Origin of the sequence: Agromyces sp. NPDC056389 (assembly GCF_042262385.1) — a bacterium.
In the GTDB taxonomy this organism is placed as follows: Bacteria; Actinomycetota; Actinomycetes; order Actinomycetales; family Microbacteriaceae; genus Agromyces.
In genome coordinates, this window is the sequence record NZ_JBHJPN010000001.1 from 1,304,011 (window position 1) to 1,326,247 (window position 22,237).

Annotated in this window: 21 protein-coding genes; 7 read left to right on the plus strand and 14 right to left on the minus strand. The window is 69.1% G+C overall.

The annotated features are described in order from the left end of the window. Window positions 1-55 precede the first annotated feature (55 nt). Genes guaA through ACFCVM_RS06045 form a run of 3 tightly spaced genes read right to left on the minus strand, consistent with a single transcriptional unit; the run spans window position 56 to window position 2,757 of the window. Window positions 56-1,639 (minus strand): glutamine-hydrolyzing GMP synthase, encoded by a 1,584-nt coding sequence (gene guaA / locus ACFCVM_RS06035; RefSeq protein WP_375835099.1) that lies wholly within the window; start codon window positions 1,637-1,639, stop codon window positions 56-58. Continuing rightward, window positions 1,636-2,151 (minus strand): DUF3817 domain-containing protein, encoded by a 516-nt coding sequence (locus ACFCVM_RS06040; RefSeq protein ID WP_375835101.1) that lies wholly within the window; start codon window positions 2,149-2,151, stop codon window positions 1,636-1,638. The genes guaA and ACFCVM_RS06040 overlap by 4 nt, the downstream gene beginning before the upstream one ends. Window positions 2,152-2,160: 9 nt before the next feature. Then, window positions 2,161-2,757 (minus strand): TetR family transcriptional regulator, encoded by a 597-nt coding sequence (locus tag ACFCVM_RS06045; protein WP_375835103.1) that lies wholly within the window; start codon window positions 2,755-2,757, stop codon window positions 2,161-2,163. Between the two features lie 106 nt (window positions 2,758-2,863). Here ACFCVM_RS06045 and ACFCVM_RS06050 point away from each other — a divergent pair, with 106 nt between their 5' ends. Beyond that, on the plus strand, window positions 2,864-3,280 hold the full coding sequence (locus ACFCVM_RS06050; RefSeq protein WP_375835105.1) for a VOC family protein: 417 nt from the start codon (window positions 2,864-2,866) through the stop codon (window positions 3,278-3,280). 13 nt (window positions 3,281-3,293) lie between these two features. Here the strand turns inward: ACFCVM_RS06050 and ACFCVM_RS06055 are convergent, their stop codons facing one another. The 6 genes from ACFCVM_RS06055 to ACFCVM_RS06080 form a co-directional block, all read right to left on the minus strand. Further along, complete coding sequence (locus tag ACFCVM_RS06055) at window positions 3,294-4,094, minus strand: SURF1 family cytochrome oxidase biogenesis protein (protein WP_375835106.1); 801 nt, start codon at window positions 4,092-4,094, stop codon at window positions 3,294-3,296. Between the two features lie 141 nt (window positions 4,095-4,235). Further along, window positions 4,236-5,981 (minus strand): glycerol-3-phosphate dehydrogenase/oxidase, encoded by a 1,746-nt coding sequence (locus ACFCVM_RS06060; RefSeq protein WP_375835107.1) that lies wholly within the window; start codon window positions 5,979-5,981, stop codon window positions 4,236-4,238. A 93-nt stretch (window positions 5,982-6,074) separates the two neighbouring features. Further along, window positions 6,075-7,199 (minus strand): GuaB3 family IMP dehydrogenase-related protein, encoded by a 1,125-nt coding sequence (locus ACFCVM_RS06065; protein ID WP_375835109.1) that lies wholly within the window; start codon window positions 7,197-7,199, stop codon window positions 6,075-6,077. A 70-nt stretch (window positions 7,200-7,269) separates the two neighbouring features. Then, a complete protein-coding gene (locus tag ACFCVM_RS06070) occupies window positions 7,270-7,872 on the minus strand; it encodes a hypothetical protein (protein WP_375835110.1) in 603 nt (200 codons plus the stop codon). Further along, the gene (locus tag ACFCVM_RS06075; protein ID WP_375835112.1) at window positions 7,869-8,309 is read right to left on the minus strand and encodes a DUF6463 family protein; all 441 of its coding nucleotides are present in this window, start codon (window positions 8,307-8,309) and stop codon (window positions 7,869-7,871) included. The genes ACFCVM_RS06070 and ACFCVM_RS06075 overlap by 4 nt, the downstream gene beginning before the upstream one ends. A gap of 88 nt (window positions 8,310-8,397) precedes the next feature. Beyond that, window positions 8,398-10,098 (minus strand): ABC-F family ATP-binding cassette domain-containing protein, encoded by a 1,701-nt coding sequence (locus ACFCVM_RS06080; protein ID WP_375835114.1) that lies wholly within the window; start codon window positions 10,096-10,098, stop codon window positions 8,398-8,400. 127 nt (window positions 10,099-10,225) lie between these two features. On the opposite strand from ACFCVM_RS06080, the gene ACFCVM_RS06085 reads away from it, so the two are divergent. Beyond that, window positions 10,226-11,380 carry a MalY/PatB family protein gene (locus ACFCVM_RS06085; RefSeq protein WP_375835116.1) on the plus strand — a complete coding sequence of 385 codons (1,155 nt, stop codon included), beginning with the start codon at window positions 10,226-10,228 and terminating at the stop codon, window positions 11,378-11,380. A 94-nt stretch (window positions 11,381-11,474) separates the two neighbouring features. Here the strand turns inward: ACFCVM_RS06085 and guaB are convergent, their stop codons facing one another. Beyond that, window positions 11,475-12,977, minus strand: a complete 1,503-nt coding sequence (guaB, locus tag ACFCVM_RS06090; protein WP_375835117.1) for an IMP dehydrogenase — start codon at window positions 12,975-12,977, stop codon at window positions 11,475-11,477. A 401-nt stretch (window positions 12,978-13,378) separates the two neighbouring features. Here guaB and ACFCVM_RS06095 point away from each other — a divergent pair, with 401 nt between their 5' ends. Genes ACFCVM_RS06095 through ACFCVM_RS06110 form a run of 4 tightly spaced genes read left to right on the plus strand, consistent with a single transcriptional unit; the run spans window position 13,379 to window position 17,184 of the window. Then, window positions 13,379-14,530 carry a branched-chain amino acid ABC transporter permease gene (locus ACFCVM_RS06095; protein WP_375835118.1) on the plus strand — a complete coding sequence of 384 codons (1,152 nt, stop codon included), beginning with the start codon at window positions 13,379-13,381 and terminating at the stop codon, window positions 14,528-14,530. A gap of 15 nt (window positions 14,531-14,545) precedes the next feature. Then, window positions 14,546-15,526, plus strand: a complete 981-nt coding sequence (locus ACFCVM_RS06100) for a branched-chain amino acid ABC transporter permease (protein WP_375836671.1) — start codon at window positions 14,546-14,548, stop codon at window positions 15,524-15,526. After that, a complete protein-coding gene (locus ACFCVM_RS06105) occupies window positions 15,516-16,430 on the plus strand; it encodes an ABC transporter ATP-binding protein (RefSeq protein ID WP_375835120.1) in 915 nt (304 codons plus the stop codon). Before ACFCVM_RS06100 ends, ACFCVM_RS06105 begins: the two co-directional genes overlap by 11 nt. Then, window positions 16,417-17,184, plus strand: coding sequence for an ABC transporter ATP-binding protein (locus ACFCVM_RS06110; protein ID WP_375835122.1), 768 nt, complete (start codon window positions 16,417-16,419; stop codon window positions 17,182-17,184). The genes ACFCVM_RS06105 and ACFCVM_RS06110 overlap by 14 nt, the downstream gene beginning before the upstream one ends. Before the next feature lie 49 nt (window positions 17,185-17,233). Here ACFCVM_RS06110 and ACFCVM_RS06115 read toward each other — a convergent pair whose 3' ends face one another. The 4 genes from ACFCVM_RS06115 to groES all read right to left on the minus strand — a co-directional run bounded on the left by ACFCVM_RS06115 (window position 17,234) and on the right by groES (window position 20,793). Next, window positions 17,234-17,674, minus strand: a complete 441-nt coding sequence (locus ACFCVM_RS06115) for an HIT family protein (RefSeq protein WP_375835124.1) — start codon at window positions 17,672-17,674, stop codon at window positions 17,234-17,236. 109 nt (window positions 17,675-17,783) lie between these two features. Continuing rightward, window positions 17,784-19,079, minus strand: a complete 1,296-nt coding sequence (locus tag ACFCVM_RS06120) for an ABC transporter substrate-binding protein (RefSeq protein ID WP_375835125.1) — start codon at window positions 19,077-19,079, stop codon at window positions 17,784-17,786. A 266-nt stretch (window positions 19,080-19,345) separates the two neighbouring features. Further along, on the minus strand, window positions 19,346-20,302 hold the full coding sequence (gene rarD / locus ACFCVM_RS06125) for an EamA family transporter RarD (protein ID WP_375835126.1): 957 nt from the start codon (window positions 20,300-20,302) through the stop codon (window positions 19,346-19,348). A 194-nt stretch (window positions 20,303-20,496) separates the two neighbouring features. Further along, the gene (gene groES, locus ACFCVM_RS06130; RefSeq protein WP_022889766.1) at window positions 20,497-20,793 is read right to left on the minus strand and encodes a co-chaperone GroES; all 297 of its coding nucleotides are present in this window, start codon (window positions 20,791-20,793) and stop codon (window positions 20,497-20,499) included. A gap of 213 nt (window positions 20,794-21,006) precedes the next feature. On the opposite strand from groES, the gene ACFCVM_RS06135 reads away from it, so the two are divergent. Then, window positions 21,007-22,194 carry an SAM-dependent methyltransferase gene (locus tag ACFCVM_RS06135; RefSeq protein WP_375835128.1) on the plus strand — a complete coding sequence of 396 codons (1,188 nt, stop codon included), beginning with the start codon at window positions 21,007-21,009 and terminating at the stop codon, window positions 22,192-22,194. Window positions 22,195-22,237 lie beyond the last annotated feature (43 nt).

The following is a 22,237-nucleotide window of genomic DNA, read 5'->3' on the forward strand; positions in this document are numbered from 1 at the left end:
CGTCTGACGAGAGAAGGCCGGCACCCGTCGGGTGCCGGCCTTCTTCAGCGGAGCCTCACTCCCACTCGATGGTGCCCGGCGGCTTCGACGTGACGTCGAGCACGACGCGGTTCACCTCGGGGACCTCGTTCGTGATGCGGTTCGAGATCTTCGCCAGCACGTCGTACGGCAGGCGCGTCCAGTCGGCGGTCATCGCGTCTTCCGACGAGACGGGGCGCAGCACGATGGGGTGACCGTAGGTGCGGCCGTCGCCCTGCACGCCCACCGAGCGCACGTCGGCGAGGAGCACGACGGGGCACTGCCAGATCTCCTGGTCGAGGCCGGCCGCGCTCAGCTCTTCGCGGGCGATCGCGTCGGCCTCGCGCAACAGATCGAGCCGCTCGCGGGTGACCTCGCCGACGATGCGGATGCCGAGCCCGGGGCCGGGGAACGGCTGGCGGCCGACGATCGCCTCGGGCAGTCCGAGCTCGCGGCCGATCGCGCGCACCTCGTCCTTGAAGAGGGTGCGCAGCGGCTCGACGAGTTCGAACTGCAGGTCTTCGGGAAGGCCGCCGACGTTGTGGTGACTCTTGATGTTCGCCGTGCCCGTGCCGCCGCCCGACTCGACGACGTCGGGGTAGAGCGTGCCCTGCACGAGGAACTTGATCGGCTCGCCGGCTGCGGCGGCCTCGGCGATGAGGTCGCGCTCGGCCTGCTCGAACGCGCGGATGAACTCGCGCCCGATGATCTTGCGCTTCTGCTCGGGATCGCTCACGCCCGCCAGCGCGTCGAGGAAGGTGTCTTCGGCGTCGATCGTGATGAGCCGCACGCCCGTGGCTGCGACGTAGTCCTGCTGCACCTGCTCGCGCTCGCCCTTGCGGAGCAGCCCGTGGTCGACGAACACGGCCGTGAGCTGGTCGCCGACGGCCTCCTGCACGAGCGCTGTGGAGACGGCGGAGTCGACGCCGCCCGACAGCGCCGAGATGACGCGCGCGGTGCCGACCTGCTCGCGGATGCGGGCGACCTGCTCGGCGATGACGTTGCCCGAGTTCCAGTCGGCCGGGATTCCGGCGGCGCGGTGCAGGAAGTTCTCGATGATGCGCTGGCCGAACTCCGAGTGCTTGACCTCGGGGTGCCACTGCACGCCGTAGAACTTCTTCTCGTCGTTGGCGAACGCGGCGACGGGCGTCGACGCGGTCGAGGCGAGCACCTCGAAGCCCTCGGGCGCGCGCGACACCGAGTCGCCGTGGCTCATCCACACGGTCTGGTCGACGGGCTGACCCTCGAGCAGCGCGTTGCCTGAGGCATCCGTCACCGTCGCTGCCGTCGCGCCGTACTCGCGCAGGCCGGTCTGCGCGACCTCGCCGCCGAGCTGCGTCGCCATGACCTGGAAGCCGTAGCAGATGCCGAGCGTCGGCACGCCGAGCTTCAGGATGCCCTCGTCGAGCGCCGGGGCGCCCTCCTCGTAGACCGACGAGGGTCCGCCGGAGAGCACGATGCCGATCGGGTTCTTGGCGGCCACCTCGGCCGCGGTGATCGTGTGCGGCACGATCTCCGAGTAGACGGATGCCTCGCGCACGCGCCGGGCGATGAGCTGGGCGTATTGGGCGCCGAAATCGACGACGAGAACCGGACGCTGCTCGGTGGGCTGATCGGTCACTGCTGGGCCTCCAGGGTGTCGGACGTGTCAGGGGCGCCTGAGTCGGTGGTGCCCGAAGTCGTGGCGGCTGCGGTCTCCGCAGCCTCGCGGCGGTCGAGGTACTCGCGCACCTCGCGGCCGATGCGCGCCTCGAGGAAGAACGAGAGGAACGGCACGATGCCGCCGAGCGCGATGATGATGAAGCGGCTGAACGGCCAGCGCATGAGGCTCCAGAGCCGGAAGTCGCTGAAGAGGTAGACGACGTAGAACCAGCCGTGGGCGATGAGGATGCCGGTCGAGAGGTTCACGCCGGTGCCGGTCGACTCGAGGCCGGCGGCCGTCTCGATCACCGGGGTGAACGCGAGCACCCCTTGGTCGCCGAAGGCGTAGAGCTCGAGGTGGAAGACGTACTTCATGATCATCTCGGCGCACAGCAGCAGGAGCATGACACCGGTGATCACCGAAGCGACCTGGTAGAACTTCAGCGCCCCGCGAATGCGCGGCAGATCGGCGGATTTCGGCTCGAGGGGCATGAGACCAGTCTACGCGGCGTCGAGCGGGGCGAGTCCCGTGAGCATGCGGGCCAGTGTTTCCACAGCCGCGTCAATCTCACCCGGCGCGTCTGCGGCCGCTGCGTTGGCCACTGCGACCTCGTTGAGGGCGCCCGAGACCATCGTCGCGACGGTGCGCAGCCGATGCGGCGCGATGACTCCGGCCGCGGCCAGTTCCGCGACGCCCTCGTCGAGGAGGCCGGCACTCGTGTCGAGATCGCCGCTGCGCCAGTCGTCCCATCCGAGCACTGCAGGACCGTCGACGAGGAGGATCCGGCGCACGCCGGGCGAGAGGCTCGCCTCGAGGAACGCACGACAGCCGTCGAGGAAACCGGTGAGCGGATCGCCGGCGCCGGCGGCGGCCACCTCGACGGCGCGCGCGACTCGGGCCTGCGCCGCTTCGAGCACGGCGCGGAAGAGCGCCTGCTTGCTGCCGAAGTGATGGTAGAGCGCCCCGCGGGTGAGCCCTGCCTCTGCGACGAGGTCTTCGAGGGCGACGCCGGCGTAGCCGCGCTCGGCGAACGCCTGCGTGGCGAGCTCGAGGATGACCGCGCGCGTTCGCTCCCGTTGTTCCGCCTTCGTAGCCACGAATTCCTCCGACCCCAACGATGTCGCGCTCGACCATTGACATACACACTGTACGTGTTTCACAATACATACACACTGTATGTTTCTTTACCCGAGGAGGGTCACCATGAATCTCTATCCCGTGCTCGGCACCACCGACGTCGAAGCGAGTGCCGACTTCTACCGCGAGCACTTCGGCTTCGATCTGACGTTCGACACCGACTGGTACGTCAGCCTGCGGCATCCGCTGCCTCCGCACGCCGAGATCGCGCTGCTCGATTCCGCCCACCAGAGCATTCCCGCCGACTTCCGCGTGCCGGCGGCGGGCGTGATCGTGAACATCGAGGTCGACGATGTCGACGTGCTCGCCTCCGCGCTGGAGGCCGCCGGTGTGCCGATCGTGCAGGAGCTGCGGAGCGAGGGCTTCGGGCAACGTCACGTGATCGTGCGCGACCCGGGTGGCGTGCTCGTCGATGTGATCACGCCGATACCGCCGTCGGCCGAGTACGCCGCGTCATTCGCTGCCGACGGCGCGGCGGGCTGAACGAGGGCGAGCGTCAGTCGCCGCCCGGCGAACCGCCGGCGACGACCCGAGCAGCGGATGCCTCGGCCTCCTCCTGCTCTTCGCGCTCGCGTTCGACGGCGTCGCGCACGAGCCGGTACCAGAGGTAGATCGCGAACCCGGCGAAGACCGCCCACTCGACCGCGTAGAAGACGTTGAGCCAGTCGAGCTGCTGCTCCTGCTCGGGCGGCGGCGAGGCGATCGCGTCGAGGCCGGCAGGCGCCTCTGCTGCGGTGACGTAGCCGAAGTAGACGGGCCGGTCGTCGTAGTCGGCCCAGACGTTGATGAGCTGCGCCACGGCGACCGTCTGCATGGCGAACGGGTCGGCCTCGGCATCGGGGGCGATCGGCGCCTCGCTGGGCAGGAAGCGACCGACGAGGGTGATGGGCTCGCTCGGGTCGATCGAGCGTTCGAAGGCGGCGGCGGCCTCACGAGCGGCCTCCTCGTCGGCGGCCCAGCCGAGCGCGACCGGAAGACCCGCCGGGGTGCCGTCGGTGACCTCGAGGTGCACGACGGGCCAGAATCCGGCGACGCCCTCGTTCAGTCTGCCCTCGACGATGACCGTGTCGCCGGGCACGACGGTGCCGGTGACCTCGACGAGCTGGGCGGTCGCCGCCTGCGTCGTCGGCCGATCGGGCTCGGCGATGCCGGCGAACGGCCTCACTTCTTCGGTGGGGCGTTCGTCGACGACCGACGACTCGACGGCCCGCTCGAGCTGCCACTGGCCGAGCAGGGCGAACGCCGCGGCGATGCCGAGCGCGAGGAGCAGTGCGAGCACCCATCTGGGGCGCAGCATCATCTTGAGCATCAGTCGCCGGTTCCCGCGTGGGGCGTGATTCCGGGGCTGACGAGCATGCCCTCCAGTTTAGGCGCTGGGCGGGAGCCCTCGATCCACGCCCGTCCCGTCGGACATCACGACGTCACCGGTCTCGGCGCGCTAGTCCACCTTCACGATGTCGGGAGCCTCGAGGCGCACACGGTCGGCCGATGCGTCGTCGGGTTGCTCCTGCGAGGCGCGCTCGGCGGCGACCCGTTCGAGGTAGCGCTCGACCTCGAGCGTCTGGCGAGCCGCGTTCCAGCCGAGCGCCTCACCCATGAGCTTCGCAGCGACGGGCGCGGCGGAGACGCCGCGGTCCCACGCCTCGATCGAGATGCGCGTGCGACGGGCGAGCACGTCGTCGAGGTGCAGCGCGCCCTCGTGCGTGGCCGCATAGACGACCTCCGCGCCGAGGTAGTCGTCGGCGCCGGGCAGCGGCTCCCCGAGCGAGGGGTCTTCGCGGATCAGGTCGAGCAGTTCGTCGGTCATCGTGCCGTAGCGGTTCAGCAGGTGCTCGATGCGCACTTCGTGCACGCCGAAGGCGCGCGCGATCTTGCCGCGCTTGTTCCACGCCGCCTGGTACCCCTCTGCTCCGAGGAGCGGGATGTCCTGCGTCGTCGACTTCGGCACCTTGCCGTCGAGCGCGTCGACCGCCGCGTCGATGGCATCCTTCGCCATGACGCGGTACGTCGTCCACTTGCCGCCGGCGATGACGACGAGACCGGGCACCGTGTGCGCGACGAGGTGCTCGCGCGAGAGCTTCGAGGTCTGGTCGCTCTCCCCGGCGAGGAGGGGCCGGAGCCCGGCGAACACGCCCTCGACGTCTTCTCGAGTGAGCGGGATGCCGAGCACCGCGTTGACGTGCTCGAGCAGGTAGTCGATGTCGGCGGCGGTGGCGGCCGGATGCGCCTTGTCGAGGTTCCAGTCGGTGTCGGTCGTGCCGATCAGCCAGTGACGGCCCCACGGGATGACGAACAGCACGCTCTTCTCGGTGCGGAAGATCATGCCCATCGCCGATTGGATGCGGTCGCGCGGTACGACGAGGTGCACGCCCTTCGAGGCGCGGACCTTGAACGTGCCGCGCTCGCCGACCATGCGCTGCGTGTCGTCGGTCCAGACGCCGGTGGCGTTCACGACCTGCTTCGCCCGGATCTCGAAGTGCTCGTCGGTCTCGAGGTCGTGCGCCTTCACGCCGACGACGCGTTCACCGACCTTGATGAAACCGTCGACCTTCACCCGGCTCGCGACGTGCGCGCCGTAGAACGACGCGGTGCGAGCGAGTGAGGCGACGTAGCGCGCGTCGTCGACCTGTGCGTCGTAGTACGTGAGACCGCCGACGAGCGCGTCCTTCGAGAGCGACGGGATGGCCCGCATCACCTGCCGTTTCGAGAGGTGTCGATGGTGCGGCACCCCGGGGGGCCGCCCGCCGGTGTAGCTGAAGATGTCGTAGAGCATCATGCCGGCGCCGACGTAGAACCGCTCGATGACGCGGGTCTTCAGGGGGTACAGGAACCGAACCGGCTTCACGAGGTGCGGTGCGATGCGCTGCAGCAGCAGTCCCCGCTCGATGAGCGCCTCCCGCACGAGCCGGAAGTCGAGCTGTTCGAGGTATCGGATGCCGCCGTGCACGAGCTTCGACGAACGGCTCGAGGTGCCCGACGCCCAGTCACGGGCTTCGAGGAGCCCGGTCGAGAGGCCTCGCGTGACCGCATCGAGCGCGGCTCCGGTGCCGACGATGCCGCCGCCCACCACGAGGATGTCGAGCTCTTTCTCTTTCAGCCGCGCGATCGCGGCCTTCCGCTCGTCAGGTCCGAGCTTGGTCGAACGCGTCACCGACTTGAGCCTCGCCGACTTCTGAGTCGCCATCGTGCCACCCCATCCCCGCGGCCTCACGGCGAGGCCGCGCGATCCGGTTCCACGCTACCCGAGCACCCGCCCGGGCGCCATGGAACGCGCGGGTCAGGACGACTGGTACGGCGCGACGACGACCTCGACGCGCTGGAACTCCTTGAGGTCGGAGTACCCGGTGGTGGCCATCGAGCGCTTCAGCGCCCCGATGAGGTTCGTGACGCCGTCGGCCGAAGGTGCGGGCCCGTAGAGCACCTCTTCGAGCGGAGCAACCTGTCCGACGTGCACGCGCTGGCCGCGCGGGAGCTTCGGGTGGTGCGCCTCGGCACCCCAGTGATATCCGCCGCCCGGGGCATCCGTCGCCCGTGCCAGTGCCGCGCCGAGCATGACGGCGTCGGCGCCGCACGCGATCGCCTTGACGATGTCGCCGGACTTGCCCACGCCGCCGTCGGCGATGACGTGCACGTAGCGGCCGCCCGACTCGTCGAGGTAGTCGCGCCGTGCACCGGCGACGTCGGCCACGGCGGTGGCCATGGGGGCGTGGATGCCGAGCGTCGCGCGTGTCGTCGATGCCGCTCCCCCGCCGAATCCGACCAGCACGCCGGCAGCTCCCGTGCGCATGAGGTGGAGGGCCGCGGTGTAGGTCGCCGCACCGCCGACGATCACGGGAACGTCGAGCTCGTAGATGAACTTCTTGAGGTTCAGCGGCTCCTGGTTCTTCGAGACATGCTCGGCCGACACCGTGGTGCCGCGGATCACGAACAGGTCGACGCCTGCTGCGACGACGGTCTCGTACAGCTCCTGGGTGCGCTGCGGCGAGAGGGCGCCGGCGACGGTGACGCCCGCCGCGCGGATCTCGGCGAGGCGCGCGGTGACGAGCTCGGGCTTGATCGGCTCGGAGTAGAGCTGCTGCATGCGGGCCGTGGCGTGCTCGGGCGACAGGCCCCGGATCTCGGCCAGCACGGGCTCGGGGTCTTCGTAGCGGGTCCAGAGCCCCTCGAGGTCGAGCACGCCGAGGCCGCCGAGCTGGCCCATCATGATCGCCGTCTGCGGCGAGACGACGGAGTCCATGGGCGCGGCGAGGAACGGGATGTCGAACTGGTACGCGTCGATCGTCCACCCGACCGAGACGTCTTCGGGGTCGCGGGTGCGCCGGCTGGGCACGATTGCGATGTCATCGAATGCGTAGACGCGCTGGCCCCGCTTGGAGCGGCCGATCTCGATCTCCTGGGTCACCACTCAACCCTACCCGGCCGATACTCCGCCGGTTGAGAGGAGCTGGGCGTCCACCGGAACTCGCACCGACCTACAGCGGCGGCATGACGCCGAGGGCGACCAGCAGCGTCGGCGCGAGCACCAGGATGCCGACGAGGAGGATCGGCGCGCCGAGGAGGCCGGCCACGATCGGGACCGGTCGCCAGCGAGTGCGCCGGGAGTACGAGATCGCCACGACGCCGAAGCAGGTCGCGAAGAACACCGCACCCAGCAGGTAGACGACGCCGGCCGCATCGATGTCGGCGGGGCTCCCGGCGATCCCGGTCGCCAGTGCGGCGGCCTCGGCGATCGTGCCGAGCGCATAGACAGCGAAGGTGCCGAAGGCTCCCCACAGCAGCAGCGTCATCGTGTTGGGCGCGAACGCCGTCGCCCGCCTGCTCACCGAGAGCATCACGACGGCGGCGCCGAACAGCTTGAGGCTCACGACCAGCCAGTTCATGACGGTCAGGCCGGAGGCGTAGGCCGCCAGAGGTCCCCCTGCGAAGCGGCCCGTTCCCTCGAACACGATGTTCACCGTCGCGAACGCGAGCAGCCCCAGCGCGCCGAGGACTGCCGTCACCATCGCGGCCGTCGACGCAGAGGTCTCCCCGGCGCTCTCGGAGCCGGAACCGACGGCGGACCGGGCCGAGCTCATGCCCGTCCCGTCGCCGATCGAGACGAGTGCTCGAGCACCGCCCCCTCCTCCGACGCCGGTCGCCGACGATGCTGTCGCGCCGACTGCACGACGGCGATGACCGCCGCCACCAGCACGAACAGGAACCCGGACACGGGCGCTGCGCTCACCCCGATCAGCGCGATCGTCAACAGCCCGATGCTGACCGGCCATGGCATCCGCCCCGCGTGCTCGAGGACGGTCATCGCCAGTCCCGCGACCACTCCGAAGAATCCGGTCATCAGGAACCAGAGCGCCACCTCGAGGTTGCTCGTCATCGCTCCGTACCAGCCCTCGGCCAACGCCTCGCCCACGGCCGGTGCGGAGGCGATCACCCCCACCGCGGTGTGCAGCGCGCACACGATGATGAGCGCCGGTCCGGCGATCGCCCTTCGCCTGTCGATCTTCTGTCTCGTCATGCCGATCAGTCTGGGTGTCGGCACCCCGTGCGCGCCTCACCCGATCGGGTGACCCGCCCCCGCACGGCCCGCTCGTCGCAGAGCGGAGCTAGCGTGCGCGCACCACCCGGGACTCGTCCCACACCGGGGCATCCGACTCGTAGACCTCGCCGTCGCTGCCGAAGACGAGGAACCGGTCGAAACCGCGCGTGAACCAGCGGTCGTGGGTGACCGCGAGCACGGTGCCGTCGAACCGCGACAGCCCCTCCTCGAGAGCCTCCGCCGAGACGAGGTCGAGGTTGTCGGTCGGCTCGTCGAGCAGCAGGAGGGTCGCTCCGGAGAGCTCGAGCAGGAGGATCTGCAGCCGCGCCTGCTGGCCGCCCGAGAGCGAGTCGAACGTCTGCTGGGCGGATGCCGCGAGCCCGTACCGATCGAGCGCCGAACTGGCCGCCTCCCGCGCCATGCCGTCGCGATTCGCGTCGCCGCGATGCAGGATGTCGAGCAGCGTGCGCCCGCGGTACTCGGGATGCTCGTGGTTCTGCGCGAACCAGCCGGGCACGACCCGGGCGCCGAGCACGGCACGGCCCTCGTGCGGCACCCGCGCGAGGGACTCGCCCACCGTCGTGACGTGGCCGAGCGTACGGTCGGGCTCGGTGCCGCCGCCGGCGAGCAGTCGAAGGAAGTGCGACTTGCCCGAGCCGTTGGAGCCGAGCACGGCGACGCGGTCGCCGTACCAGACCTCGAGGTCGAAGGGCTTCATGAGTCCCGTGAGCTCGAGCCGCTCGCCGACCACGGCGCGCTTGCCCGTTCGGGAGCCGCGCAGCCGCATCGACACGGCCTGGGTCGGCGGCCGCTCCTCGGGCGGCCCGGCCTCCTCGAACCGGCGCAGGCGCGTCATCGCCGCCTGGTAGCGGGAGGCCATGCCGTCGTTGTAGGTCGCCTTGACCTTCAGGGTCGCGACGAGGGTCTTCAACGCGACATGCTGCTCGTCCCAGCGCCGGCGCAGCTCGTCGAGGCGCTCGAAACGCTCCTCGCGTGCCCGGTGGTACCCCTCGAAGCTGCCGCCGTGCACCCACGCCGTGTTGCCGGCCGCCCCGACCTCGAGCGTGACGATGCGGTCGGCGGCGCGGGCGAGCAGCTCTCGGTCGTGCGAGACGAGGAGCACGGTCTTCGGCGTCGCGCGCAGCTGCGACTCGAGCCAGCGCTTGCCCGGCACGTCGAGCGAGTTGTCGGGCTCGTCGAGCAGCAGCACCTGCTCGGGACCGCGGAAGAGCGCCTCGAGCGCGAGCCGCTTCTGCTCGCCGCCAGAGAGGGTCGAGAGCTCACGCCACTTCGCCCGCTCGAACGGGATGCCGAGCGCCGCGATCGTGCAATGGTCCCACACGACCTCCTGGTCGTAGCCGCCGGCCTCCGCGTACTCGGCGAGCGCGGTGGCGTACCGCATCTGAGCGGCGGTGTCGTCGTGCTCGATGAGGGCGGACTCGGATGCCTCGAGCTCGATCGCCGCCGCACGGATGCGGGTCGGCGCGACCGAGACGAGCAGGCCGTGCACCGTGGCATCCGTGCCCTCGATCGTCGCGCCCGTGCCGACGAACTGATCCATCACGCCGAGGCCGCCGTCGACCTGCACGCTGCCCTCGTCGGGTCGCAGCTCGCCGCGGATGATGCGAAGCAGCGTCGACTTGCCCGCACCGTTCGCGCCGATGAGGGCGGTCGTCGCGCCATCCGTCACGCGGAAGGCGAGGTCGGCGAGCAGCGGCCTGCCGTCGGCGAGCGAGAAGGAGACGCCGTTGACGTCGATGAAACCCATGCGAGATCCGTTCGGTCCGCGGCCGGGCCACCTCGCCCGGTTCCGCACCGCCCGATGGGCAGCCGACCAGACTATCGCGCCGCGATTGCCTCTGCCACCCGCAGCCGTTCTGCGGCAAGCTGGATCCATGCAACGCACCGCAGCCGAGCCCCTCGACGTCCTCCGCACGCGAACGAGCGCGAAGTGGCGGCTCTACCCCGCCGACGTGCTGCCGCTGCCCGTCGCCGAGATGGACTACCCGCTCGCCGAGCCGATCAAGGCGGCGCTGCACGCCGCAGTCGACCGCTCCGACACGGGCTACTCGGCCGGGAGCCTTCAGGTGGCCGAGGCGTTCCAGGGCTTCGCCGCCGCCCGCCTCGGGTGGGAGATCGACCCGGCGCGCGTGACGTGCACCGCCGACGTCAGCATGGGCATCGTCGAGATGCTGCGCCGGGTCACCGAACCGGGTGACGGCGTCATCATCACCCCGCCGATCTACCCGCCCTTCTTCGACCTCGTGACCGAGGCATCCGGCACGGTCGTCGAGGTGCCGATGCTCGGCGGCATCGACGAGGGCTGGGCGCTCGACCTCGAGGGCATCGATGCGGCGTTCGCCGCGGGCGCCAGGGCGATGGTGCTCTGCAACCCGCACAATCCGATCGGCCTGGTTCCGGCCGCCTCGCAGCTGGCCGCCCTGGCCGAGATCGCCGCCCGCCACGGGGTCACGATCGTCTCCGACGAGGTGCACGGGCCGCTCGTGCAGCCGGGCGTCGACTACACGCCGTTCCTCACCGTCTCCGACGCCGCCCGCGAGCACGGCGTCGCCGTGACGGCGGCGACGAAGGCGTTCAACATCGCCGGGCTGAAGACCGCGCTCATCGTGACCGCGAGCGATCGCGGCGACCGCGCCCGCACGGCACTCCCCTACGAGGTGGAGTGGCGCATGAGCCAGTTCGGGGCGATCGCGACGATCGCGGCCTTCCGCCACGGCGGCGCCTGGCTCGACGGCGTGCTCGCGAGCCTCGACGACAACCGGCACCTGCTCGCCGAGCTGCTCGCCGACGAGCTCCCCGATGTCCGCTACCGCATCCCCGACGCGACCTATCTCGCATGGCTCGATCTCTCGGCGCTCGGCTGGGGCGACGACCCTGCCGCCTACGCGCTCGAGCACGCGAAGGTCGCACTCGGCATCGGACCGACCTTCGGTGCGAGCGTCGGCCGCGGGCACGCGCGACTGAACTTCGCCTGCACGCCCGAGGTGCTCGCCGAAGCCGTCACGAGGCTCGCCGACGCCCGGAGCTGACGCCTGCCCTGAGAACAGGCCGACACGCCGCGGCGGAGACGGAAACAGGCACGCTCGCGGCGAGTCGCCAGAACGTGCCTGTTTCCGTGACGGATTAGCGCGTGTAGTTCGGCGCCTCGACGACGATCTGCACGTCGTGCGGGTGCGACTCCTTGAGCCCCGCCGGCGTGATGCGCACGAACCTGCCCTTGGTCTTCAGCTCGGCGATCGTGCGCGCCCCGACGTAGAACATCGACTGGCGGAGGCCGCCGATGAGCTGGTACGCGACGGCCGACAGCGGGCCACGGTAGGGCACCTGGCCCTCGATGCCCTCGGGGATCAGCTTGTCGTCCGACGGGACATCCGCCTGGAAGTAGCGGTCCTTCGAGTACGAGGTCTTCTGGCCGCGTGTCTGGAGCGCGCCGAGCGAACCCATGCCGCGGTAGGCCTTGAACTGCTTGCCGTTCTGGAAGACGAGCTCGCCGGGGCTCTCGGCCGTGCCGGCGAGCAGGGAGCCGAGCATCACGGTGTCGGCGCCGGCGACGAGGGCCTTCGCGATGTCGCCCGAGTACTGCAGGCCGCCGTCGGCGATGAGCGGCACGCCGGCGGGCTTCGTGGCCTTGGATGCCTCGTACACGGCCGTGATCTGGGGCACGCCGACGCCCGCGACGACGCGCGTGGTGCAGATCGAGCCGGGGCCCACGCCGACCTTCACGGCGTCGGCGCCGGCATCGACGAGCGCCTGCGCGCCCTCGCGGGTCGCGACGTTGCCGCCGATGACGTCGATGTGAGCGAAGGTCGGGTCGGTCTTCAACCGGCGGATGATGTCGAGCACGCCGGCCGACTCGCCGTTCGCGGTGTCGACGACGAGCACGTCGACCCCCGCGTCGCGGAGCGCCTCAGCGCGCTCCCACGCGTCGCCGAAGAAGCCCATGGCGGCGCCGACCCGGAGGCGGCCCTCGCTGTCCTTGGTGGCGTTCGGGTACTGCTCCGACTTGTCGAAGTCCTTGACCGTGATGAGGCCGGTGAGGTGGCCCTCGTCGTCGATGAGCGGCAGCTTCTCGACCTTGTGCTTCGCGAAGATCGCGAGCGCCTCGTCGGGGTTCATGCCGACGCGGCCCGTGATGAGCGGCATCTTCGTCATGACCTCGGCCACGGTCGTGGTCGGCTTCTCGAAGTCGGAGACGAACCGCATGTCGCGGTTCGAGATGATGCCGACGAGCTTGCCGTCGGTGTCGACGACCGGCAGGCCGCTGACCCGGTAGGTCGCGCAGAGGGCGTCGACGTCGGCGACGGATGCCTCGGGGGTCGTGGTCACCGGATTGGAGACCATGCCCGACTCGCTGCGCTTGACGCGGTCGACCATGTCGGCCTGGTCGGCGATCGAGAGATTGCGGTGCAAGATGCCGATGCCGCCCTGACGAGCCATGGCGACGGCCATGCGGGCCTCGGTCACGGTGTCCATCGCGGCCGACAGCAGCGGCGTCGCGACGTTGATGCGGCGGGTGAGACGCGACGTCGTGTCGGCCTCGCTCGGGATCACGTCGGTGTGACCAGGCAGCAGGAGGACGTCGTCGTAGGTGAGTCCTGTGAGTCCGAACGGGTCGGCCTGGTCCATGTCGCTCCTTGTGTCGAGTTCTGCCCGAATACCGCGCGCCGGTGGTCGGGCCCGCAGTATCAATGTTAAGCGAGTTTGCATCCCGGGCATTCCCGGATAACAATCGAACGCCGTTTGCCTCATGTGCGAAACACATGAGACATAATCGGCACGTACTGTCGACGACGTTGTCGACAGGTAAGGACCGAACCCCGACGGCCACCGGCCAGAGGGGTGCCCTTGGAGGTGCAGTGAAACCCACACGAACGCTCGCCCATCGGTCTCCAAGGAGGTGGCTCGTTCTCCTCGGAATTCTTTTGTCCGCACTCACTCTGTCCGGCATCGCAGCGTCCCCTGCGATGGCGGAGGATGGGAGTACGGCCCAGGCTTCCGAAGAGTTCGAGTACTTCTTCACGGGGAACGTGCAATTCGATCGCGAGCCGCTCGAAGGCGTCAAGATCACGGTCGAAGGCGGCGGCTTCGAAGCCGACGCCGAGACCGATGTCGACGGCAAATGGCGCATCGGCGTGCCCGAGAAGGGCGAGTACGAGGTCACGCTCGACGAGGACACCCTGCCGAAGGGTGTCGTCGTCGCCAAGGGCGAAGCCACCGTCACCGCTGAGTTCGGCCTCACGAAGCTGAAGGCCGTGAACTTCTTCCTCGGCGAAGGCGAACGCACGACCACGAACTTCGCTGCGCAACTGCTCGAGCGCGTGATCAACGGCCTGAACTTCGGCCTGCTGCTCGCGCTCGCGGCCATCGGCCTGTCGCTCATCTTCGGCACGACGGGGCTCTCGAACTTCGCCCACGCCGAGATGGTGACCTTCGGCGCCCTCATGGTGCTGAGCTTCGGCGTCGACCTGGCCTGGCCCATCTGGCTCGCCATCGCGATCGCCATCGTGCTCAGCGCCGCGCTCGGCTGGACCCTCGACGCCGTGATCTGGAAACCGCTCCGCAAACGCGGTGTGGGGCTGATCCCGCTCATGATCGTGAGCATCGGCCTCTCCCTCGCGATCCGCTACACGTACCAGTTCTTCTACGGCGGAGCGACCCGGCAGCTGCCGGGGGCCACCGCCCCGAAGGAGCTGTCGTTCGGCGGGGTCCAGCTCTCCTGGATCGACGTGGGCAGCATGATCGTCTCGGTCGTGGTCCTCCTCGCCGTCGCGTACTTCCTCGTGAAGACCCGTATCGGCAAGGCCACTCGCGCCGTCGCCGACAACGCCAGCCTGGCCTCGGCGAGCGGCATCGACGTCGACCGCGTCATCCGCATCGTCTGGGTGCTCGGCGCAGCGCTCGCCGGCCTCAGCGGCATCCTCTGGGCCTACTTCCGGCCCGGCGTCAGCTGGGACATGGGCTTCCAGATCCTGCTGCTGATCTTCGCCGCGGTCACCCTCGGCGGCCTCGGCACCGCCTTCGGCGCCCTCGTCGGTTCGCTCATCGTCGGTCTCTTCATCGAGATCTCGACGTTGTGGCTGCCGAGCGACCTGAAGTACGTGGGCGCGCTCGTCGTGCTGATCCTCGTGCTGCTGTTCCGACCGCAGGGCATCCTCGGTCGCCGCGAGAGAATCGGCTAAGGAGGACCGACCATGATCGACTGGATTCAGATCTTCTCCAACGCGGCACAGGAGCTCATCAGCCCCACGACCGCGGCATACGCACTGGCGGCCCTCGGCCTCGCGATCCACTTCGGATACACGGGCCTGCTGAACTTCGGGCAGGCGGGCTTCATGGCCCTCGGCGCGTACGGCTACGCCATCTCGGTGCTCTCCTTCAACCTGCCCGTCTGGGCGGCGGTGCTCGTCGGCATCGGCGCGTCCGTCGTGTTCGCGCTGATCCTCGGCATCCCGACCCTGCGGCTCAGGGCCGACTACCTCGCGATCGTCACGATCGCGGCGGCCGAGATCCTGCGGCTCATCTTCACGACGAACACGTTCGAGGCCGTCACGGGCTCGGCGCAGGGCCTGAACGGGTACAAGGGCAGCTTCGCGGCCCTGAACCCGATCCCGAAGGGCACCTACGGCTTCGGCCCGTTCCAGTACAACGAGTACGACTGGTGGCTGCGCATCGTCGGGTGGACCGTCGTGGTGCTCCTGGCCCTGCTCACCTGGCTCATCATGCGCAGCCCGTGGGGCCGCGTCATCAAGGGCATCCGTGAAGATGAGGACGCCGTTCGCGCCCTGGGCAAGAACGTCTACTCCTACAAGATGCAGAGCCTCATCCTCGGTGGTGTCTACGGCACCCTGGCCGGCATGATCTTCATCCTGCCCCGAGCGGTCGTACCGGCGAACTACCAGACGTCGCTCACCTTCTTCGTCTACGCGATCCTGCTCCTCGGCGGGGCCGCCACGATCCTCGGGCCCATCATCGGCTCGATGATCTTCTGGGTGCTGCTCTCCTTCTTCTCGGGCTTCATCTCCCGGGCGGTCGAGGCCGGCTGGCTCCCGTTCATGACGCAGGTGCAGGCCGGACAGCTCCGGTTCATCCTCGTCGGCATCGCGATCATGTTGATCGTGATCTTCAGGCCCCAGGGCATCTTCGGAAACAAGAAGGAGTTGGCCTTTGTCAAGTGATGTCACTCCCACGTCCAAGCCGGTGAAGACCACCGGCCTCCACATCGGCGAAGCAGAGCCGGGTTGCCGCAAGGTCGACCCGATCCTCATCGCCGACGGGGTCACCCGCACGTTCGGCGGTCTGAAAGCCGTCGACGTCGACCACGTCGAGATCCCCCGCGGCGCGATCACCGCGCTCATCGGCCCGAACGGCGCCGGCAAGACCACGTTCTTCAACCTGCTGACGGGCTTCGACAAGCCCGACACCGGCAAGTGGGAGTTCGAAGGGCGCTCGCTCGCCCACGTGCCGGCCTACCGGGTCGCGCGCATGGGCCTCATCCGCACCTTCCAGTTGACGAAGGCGCTGGGACTGCTCAGCGTGCTCGACAACATGAAGCTCGGGGCGAAGGGCCAGAGCGGCGAGAACCTCTTCCGTGCGGTCCTTCCGTTCCTCTGGCGCAAGCAGGAGGAGGAGATCGAGGCGAAGGCCGTCGAGCTGCTCACCCGGTTCAAGCTCGACGCCAAGCAGACCGACTACGCGGCGAGCCTCTCCGGCGGACAGCGCAAGCTCCTCGAGATGGCGCGGGCGCTCATGAGCGACCCCACGCTCGTGATGCTCGACGAGCCGATGGCCGGTGTCAACCCGGCACTGACGCAGTCGCTGCTCGACCACATCCTCGACCTGAAGTCGCAGGGCATGACCGTGCTGTTCGTCGAGCACGACATGCACATGGTGCGTCACATCGCCGACTGGGTGGTCGTCATGGCCGAGGGGCGCATCGTCGCCGAAGGCGATCCGCACACCGTCATGGAGAATCCCGCCGTGATCGACGCCTACCTCGGCGCCCACCACGACACCGATCTGGGTGTCACCGACACCGAGAACGTCGAGGCCATCAAGGAGCTCATCGATGACGAACAGTGAATCCGCCGCGAGCGCGGTGATCGAACCCGTCGGCGACGAGGTCGTCGCGGTCGACAACGTCACGGCCGGCTACCTGCCCGGAGTGAACATCCTGAACGCGTGCTCGCTGGTGGCGCGTCAGGGCGAGCTCATCGGCATCATCGGCCCCAACGGCGCCGGCAAGTCGACCCTGCTCAAGTCCATCTTCGGACTCGTGAAGGTGCGCGAGGGCCAGATCCGGCTGAACGGCGAGGAGATCACGAACCTGAAGGCGAACAAGCTCGTCGCCAAGGGCGTGGGCTTCGTGCCGCAGACGAACAACGTGTTCCCGTCGCTCACCATCCAGGAGAACCTCGAGATGGGTCTGTTCCAGAAGCCCAAGGGGCTGAAGGAGCGGCTCGAGTTCGTCACCGAGATCTTCCCCGAGCTCGGCAAGCGACTCGGCCAGCGCGCCGGCTCCCTGTCGGGCGGTGAACGGCAGATGGTCGCCATGTCGCGTGCTCTCATGATGGGCCCGCACGTGCTGCTCCTCGATGAGCCGAGCGCGGGTCTCTCACCCGTGCGCCAAGACGAGGCGTTCCTGCGGGTCAAGGAGATCAACCGCGCCGGCGTCACGACCATCATGGTCGAGCAGAACGCGCGCCGCTGCCTGCAGATCTGCGACCGCGGCTACGTGCTCGACCAGGGCCGCGACGCCTACACGGGCACCGGTCGCGACCTGCTGAACGACCCGAAGGTCATCGGCCTCTACCTGGGCACGCTCGGGCAGGACTGACCGGCACGAGAACGACAGAGGGGCGGATGCTGCGGCATCCGCCCCTCTGTCATTCCACGAATGGTTGCCGCTCCCGCGTGAACGCCTCTCGGAGTAGTTGCGCCATCGGGTCGAGCCCGAGCGGATCGGCGAGTGTCTCGGTCCACGCCGGAACGAGCGGGTCGTCGTGCATCCGCGGGACCAGGTGGAAGTGGACGTGGAAGACCGACTGCCACCCGGCGGCACCGTTCGCCTGGAACACCGTCATGCCATCGGGGTCCAGTTCGGTCGTGATGACGGCGGCGACGCGTCGAAGCGAACGGCCGAGTCCGGCTGCCGCCGTATCGGAAAGGTCCCACAGATGCGGCGCGTGTTCTCGTGGGATGAGCAGGGTGTGGCCGGGAGCTGCCGGATGGATGCTCAGGAACGCGACAGTGAGCTCGTCTTCGTACACGTGGTGCGCAGGCGCCTCACCCGCGAGGATCGCGCAGAACACGCAGTCATCGATCATGGGCCATGACGCTACCATCGCCGCTGCGGGCTGCTCGACGGTGATGGGCGTGCCGGGCGCACGAAAGCGGGCCCCGGCCGAAGCCGGGACCCGCTCAGTTCTACCCGTACTAGTTGATGCGGGTGTACTTGTTGTCGTCGCCGTACTCGTAGACGCCGATGGTCGCCTCGGTCGGGTCACCGTGCTCGTCGAGCGTGATGGGACCGGACGCACCGTCGAAGTCGATCTGCTTGCCCTCGGCGAGCAGCGCAGCGCCGTCGGCGAAGGTCGTGACCTTCTCGCCGTCGCCCGAGCCACCCGACACCTGACGCAGGTACTTGGCGATGTCGGCACCGTCGGTGCTGTTCGCCGCGTACGCCGCGAGGGCGATGAGGACCGTTGCGTCGTACGACTCAGGGCCGTAGCTGAAGTCGGCGAGGTCCGGGTTGACTCCGAGGAGTCGGTCGCGGAAGTCGTCTTCGAGCTTCGGGCCGGGCAGCGTGCCCTTCGAGCCGGCGATGAGGCCGGGAGCGAAGTCCGCGCTGTAGTCGGACAGGTTGCCGTCGACGAAGTAGAGCTGGTCACCGGGGTAGCCCGAGCCGACGAGCGCCGGTACGACGACCTTCGCCTCGTCGAACGTGATGACTGCGACGGCGTCGGGGTTCGCGGCCGAGATGGCCGAGAGCTGCGCGTCGAAGTTCGAGTCACCCGTGTTGAAGAGCTCTTCGGCGACGACTTCGCCGCCTGCCGCCTCGAACGCCTCCTTGGTCGCGGCCGCGAGGCCGGTGCCGTAGGGGTCGTTCAGCACGAGCAGACCGAGGGTCGAGTTGCCGTCGTCGGCGATCTGCGTGCCGAGCACCTCGCCCTGGAGCAGGTCGGAGGGTGCCGTGCGGAAGTACAGACCGGCGTCTTCGTACTCGGTGAAGTCGGGCGAGGTGTTCGCCGGGGAGAACTGCACGACTCCTGCCGAAGTGATCTGGTCGATCACGGTGAAGGAGACGCCCGACGAAGCCGCGCCCACGATCGCCGAGACGTCCTGCGAGAGCAGGTCGGTCACGGAGACGGTTGCGATGTCCGTCGTGGTGTCACCGGAGTCGCGGTAGACGACCTCGAGGCTCATGCCCGAGTCGGCGTCGTTGACCTCTTCTGCGCCGAGTGCCACGCCGGCCTCCTCGGGCGGGCCGAGGAACGCGAGCGTACCGCTCTGGGGAAGGATCGTGCCGATCTTGAGATCCAGCGCACGTTCACCGGCCTCGATGGGCAGGGCGTCGCCGGCGGTGTCTTCGCCCGGCTCTTCCGTCTCGGTCGACGGCGTGCCGCCCGACGCGCACGCAGACAGGAGAAGGGTGCTGACGCCGGCAATGGCGAGACCCGTCCAGGCTGCGCGAGCCGAACGCTTGGCCGTGGCCTTCGCGAATACGCTCATGTTGCTCCTTGGGACTGAAGGAATTGGTACACAATGCAGCGCCGTGGTGACGCCGTTGTCTGACAGTATTCCGCGCCCATGGCGGAAACAAGACGCTGCGGTCACAACCGTGTAACACCGCGTCAATCGTTACCGCGCCGACACCTCGAGCGTGTTCAACGCACGGAATCGGCGGAAACAGGGGCTTTCACGCGGGGATCGCGCGCCCGCGGCATCCGCTCGCCCGGCTCGGGAGCGAAGGTGCCTCGCAGGGCCTCGAAGTCGGTTCAGACTGGTTCGGCGACGACACGTCGTGAGGCCCGGACCCCGCGAAGCAGGTCGACCGTCAGCACGATGAGCGCGAGCCACACGAGCCCGAAACCGACCCAGCGCTCGAGGGGCATCGGCTCCTGCAGGATGAACACTCCGACGAGGAACTGGATGAACGGCGCGAAGTACTGGATGAAGCCCATGAAGATGAGCGGCAGCCGGCGTGAAGCGGCGGCGAACAGCAGGAGCGGCACGGCGGTGACTGCGCCGAGCCCGACCAGCAGCGCCGTGTGCCACACGCTCACGGTGCCGATCGTGAGCCCCGTGGTCATCGCCACGAAGACGAGCTGGACGACCGCGAGGGGCGCGAGCCAGACGGTCTCGAGCGTCAGGCCCGAGACGGCGTCGACCTTCGGGCCGACGCGCTTCTTGATGAGCCCGTAGAACCCGAACGAGAACGCGAGCACGAGCGCGATCCAGGGCAGCTGGCCGTACCCGAGCGCGAGCACGATCACCGCGACGATGGAGATGCCGACCGCGGTCCACTGCGTCGGATTCAGCCGCTCTCGCTGCACGAACACCCCGAGGAACACCGTGACGATGGGGTTGATGAAATAGCCGAGGGCGGCTTCGACGACCTGGTTCGTCGTCGCGGCGTAGACGTAGGTCTGCCAGTTGATGAAGATCAGCACGCCCGCGAGGCCCATCGTGAGCACGATGCGGCGATCGCGGAGCAGCACGGCGAGCGCACGCCACGCTCGAGTGACCGCGATGAGCAGGGCGCAGAAGACGAGCGAGAACAGCACGCGCCAGGCGACGATCTCGACCGGGCCCGACGGTGCGAGCGCGATGAAGTAGATCGGCAGGAATCCCCAGAGACCGTAGGCCGCGATCGCGTAGACGAGGCCCGAGCGACTCACGCCTGCCGAGGAACTCACCGGAGAGGGAACCTGGGTCTCGGAGCGGGATGGCACCTGCACAGACTACGCCCGCCGGCAGTCGTCGACCGGCGTCGGGGCGGCCGTTCCGCGTCGAGATCCGGCCACTGCGGGCGGGCGAGCCCGGCGCCTGCCGGGCGGTCGGCGACGGATGCCGCGGCATCCGTCGCCCGGATACGACGAGGCCCGGACGCCCCACTGGGGTGTCCGGGCCTCGGATCGTGTCGCGCTTAGCGGACGACGACTGCGAGCACGTCGCGAGCCGACAGGACGAGGAAGTCCTCGCCGCCGAACTTGACCTCGGTGCCGCCGTACTTCGAGTAGATCACCTTGTCGCCGACTGCGACGTCGAGCGGGACGCGGTTGCCGTTGTCATCGATGCGGCCGGGGCCCACTGCCACGACCTCGCCCTCCTGGGGCTTCTCCTTGGCAGTGTCGGGGATGACCAGACCGGATGCGGTGGTCTGCTCGGCCTCGACCTGCTTGATGACGATGCGATCCTCGAGCGGCTTGATGGAAACCGACACGGTTGACCCCTTCTCTCTGTGAAGAAAACTGTCTTGACGAAGACTTGGTTAGCAGCCTCAGAGCGAGAGTGCTAAGGCGAGTCTAGGCGCGATTTGGCACTCGTGCAACGTGAGTGCCAGCCCGTTCAGCCGCTGGCGAAACACCGGTTCCGACGCACTGCACCTCGTGCCGCGACCGGTGCTCGTGCTGCCGCGCGGTGCTAGCGTTGCCGAGTGGATCGTGCCGAACTCGTCGAACTGCTCTCCCCCGAGGGTCTCACGCTGCTCGACGGGCTGCCCGATTGGGATTCGAAGGCCGACATCGTCAAGACCGTCGCCGATCTGCGCAAGCAGGGCCACCCGCCCACTCTCGTCGCCGCCGTCCTCAGCCAGGCGAAGCTCCGCGCGAAGGCCGCGGCCAAGTTCGGCCCGTTCGCGTCGCGCATGCTCTTCACCGAGGCAGGACTCGAGCAGGCGACCCGCCTGAAGGTCGCGGCCCTGCACGCCGGGCGGTTCTCGCGCGCCGGAGTGCGCCACGTCGCCGATCTCGGCTGCGGCATCGGCGGAGACGCCCTCGCCATGGCCGCGATCGACCTCGAGGTCACCGCCGCCGAGGCCGACGAGGTGACCGCCGCGATCGCCGCCTACAATCTCACGCCGTTCTCGCACGTGCGCGTGCTGCACGAGCAGGCCGAGAACGTCGCGCTCGGCGGCATCGACGGCGCCTGGCTCGACCCCGCCCGGCGCACCACCGCGGGCGGCACGACGACGAGAATCACGGATGCCTCGGCCTACTCCCCCTCGCTCGACTTCGCATTCGGGCTCGGCGAGCGCATGCCGGTCGGCGTGAAGCTCGGCCCGGGCACCGACCGCGATGTGATCCCGGCCGAGGCCGAGGCGCAATGGGTCTCCGTCGACGGCGATCTCGTCGAGCTCGGCGTCTGGTTCGGCGCCGTCGCCCGACCGGGCATCCGACGGGCCGCGCTCGTCATCCGCGGCGATGCCGCGCAGGAGCTCACTGCCGATGCCGACAGTGAGGACGCACCCGTCGGCCCGCTCGGCGAGTACGTCTACGAGCCCGACGGCGCCGTGATCCGAGCACGCCTGATCGGCGATCTCGCGCGTGCGAACGGCGCCTGGATGCTGAGCTCCGGCATCGCGTACCTCACCTCCGACACCGCGTTCGATTCGCCGTTCGCCCGCGGCTTCCGCGTGATCGAACGCCTGCCCGCCGACGAACGACAGCTGCGGCAGGCTCTCGCGGCCCGCGGCATCGGCACCCTCGAGATCAAGAAGCGCGGGGTCGACGTCGACCCGGCGCAGCTCCGAACGCGCCTGAAGCTGAAGGGCGCTGCGTCTGCGACCATCGTGCTGACGAGGGAAGCCGGCCGGCACGTCGCGCTGCTCGTCGAGCGGCTCTGACGTTCGAACGGCGCCGACCTCGAACGGCGCTGACGCACGGGCA

Bases quoted from the DNA above. Each gene is read 5' to 3' on its own strand.
- ACFCVM_RS06040 (WP_375835101.1), bottom strand. From the start codon at position 2,151: ATGCCCCTCGAGCCGAAATCCGCCGATCTGCCGCGCATTCGCGGGGCG.
- ACFCVM_RS06050 (WP_375835105.1), top strand. From the start codon at position 2,864: ATGAATCTCTATCCCGTGCTCGGCACCACCGACGTCGAAGCGAGTGCC.
- ACFCVM_RS06055 (WP_375835106.1), bottom strand. From the start codon at position 4,094: ATGCTGCGCCCCAGATGGGTGCTCGCACTGCTCCTCGCGCTCGGCATC.
- ACFCVM_RS06060 (WP_375835107.1), bottom strand. From the start codon at position 5,981: ATGGCGACTCAGAAGTCGGCGAGGCTCAAGTCGGTGACGCGTTCGACC.
- ACFCVM_RS06070 (WP_375835110.1), bottom strand. From the start codon at position 7,872: ATGAGCTCGGCCCGGTCCGCCGTCGGTTCCGGCTCCGAGAGCGCCGGG.
- ACFCVM_RS06075 (WP_375835112.1), bottom strand. From the start codon at position 8,309: ATGACGAGACAGAAGATCGACAGGCGAAGGGCGATCGCCGGACCGGCG.
- ACFCVM_RS06080 (WP_375835114.1), bottom strand. From the start codon at position 10,098: ATGGGTTTCATCGACGTCAACGGCGTCTCCTTCTCGCTCGCCGACGGC.
- ACFCVM_RS06085 (WP_375835116.1), top strand. From the start codon at position 10,226: ATGCAACGCACCGCAGCCGAGCCCCTCGACGTCCTCCGCACGCGAACG.
- guaB (WP_375835117.1), bottom strand. From the start codon at position 12,977: ATGGACCAGGCCGACCCGTTCGGACTCACAGGACTCACCTACGACGAC.
- ACFCVM_RS06110 (WP_375835122.1), top strand. From the start codon at position 16,417: ATGACGAACAGTGAATCCGCCGCGAGCGCGGTGATCGAACCCGTCGGC.
- ACFCVM_RS06115 (WP_375835124.1), bottom strand. From the start codon at position 17,674: ATGATCGATGACTGCGTGTTCTGCGCGATCCTCGCGGGTGAGGCGCCT.
- ACFCVM_RS06120 (WP_375835125.1), bottom strand. From the start codon at position 19,079: ATGAGCGTATTCGCGAAGGCCACGGCCAAGCGTTCGGCTCGCGCAGCC.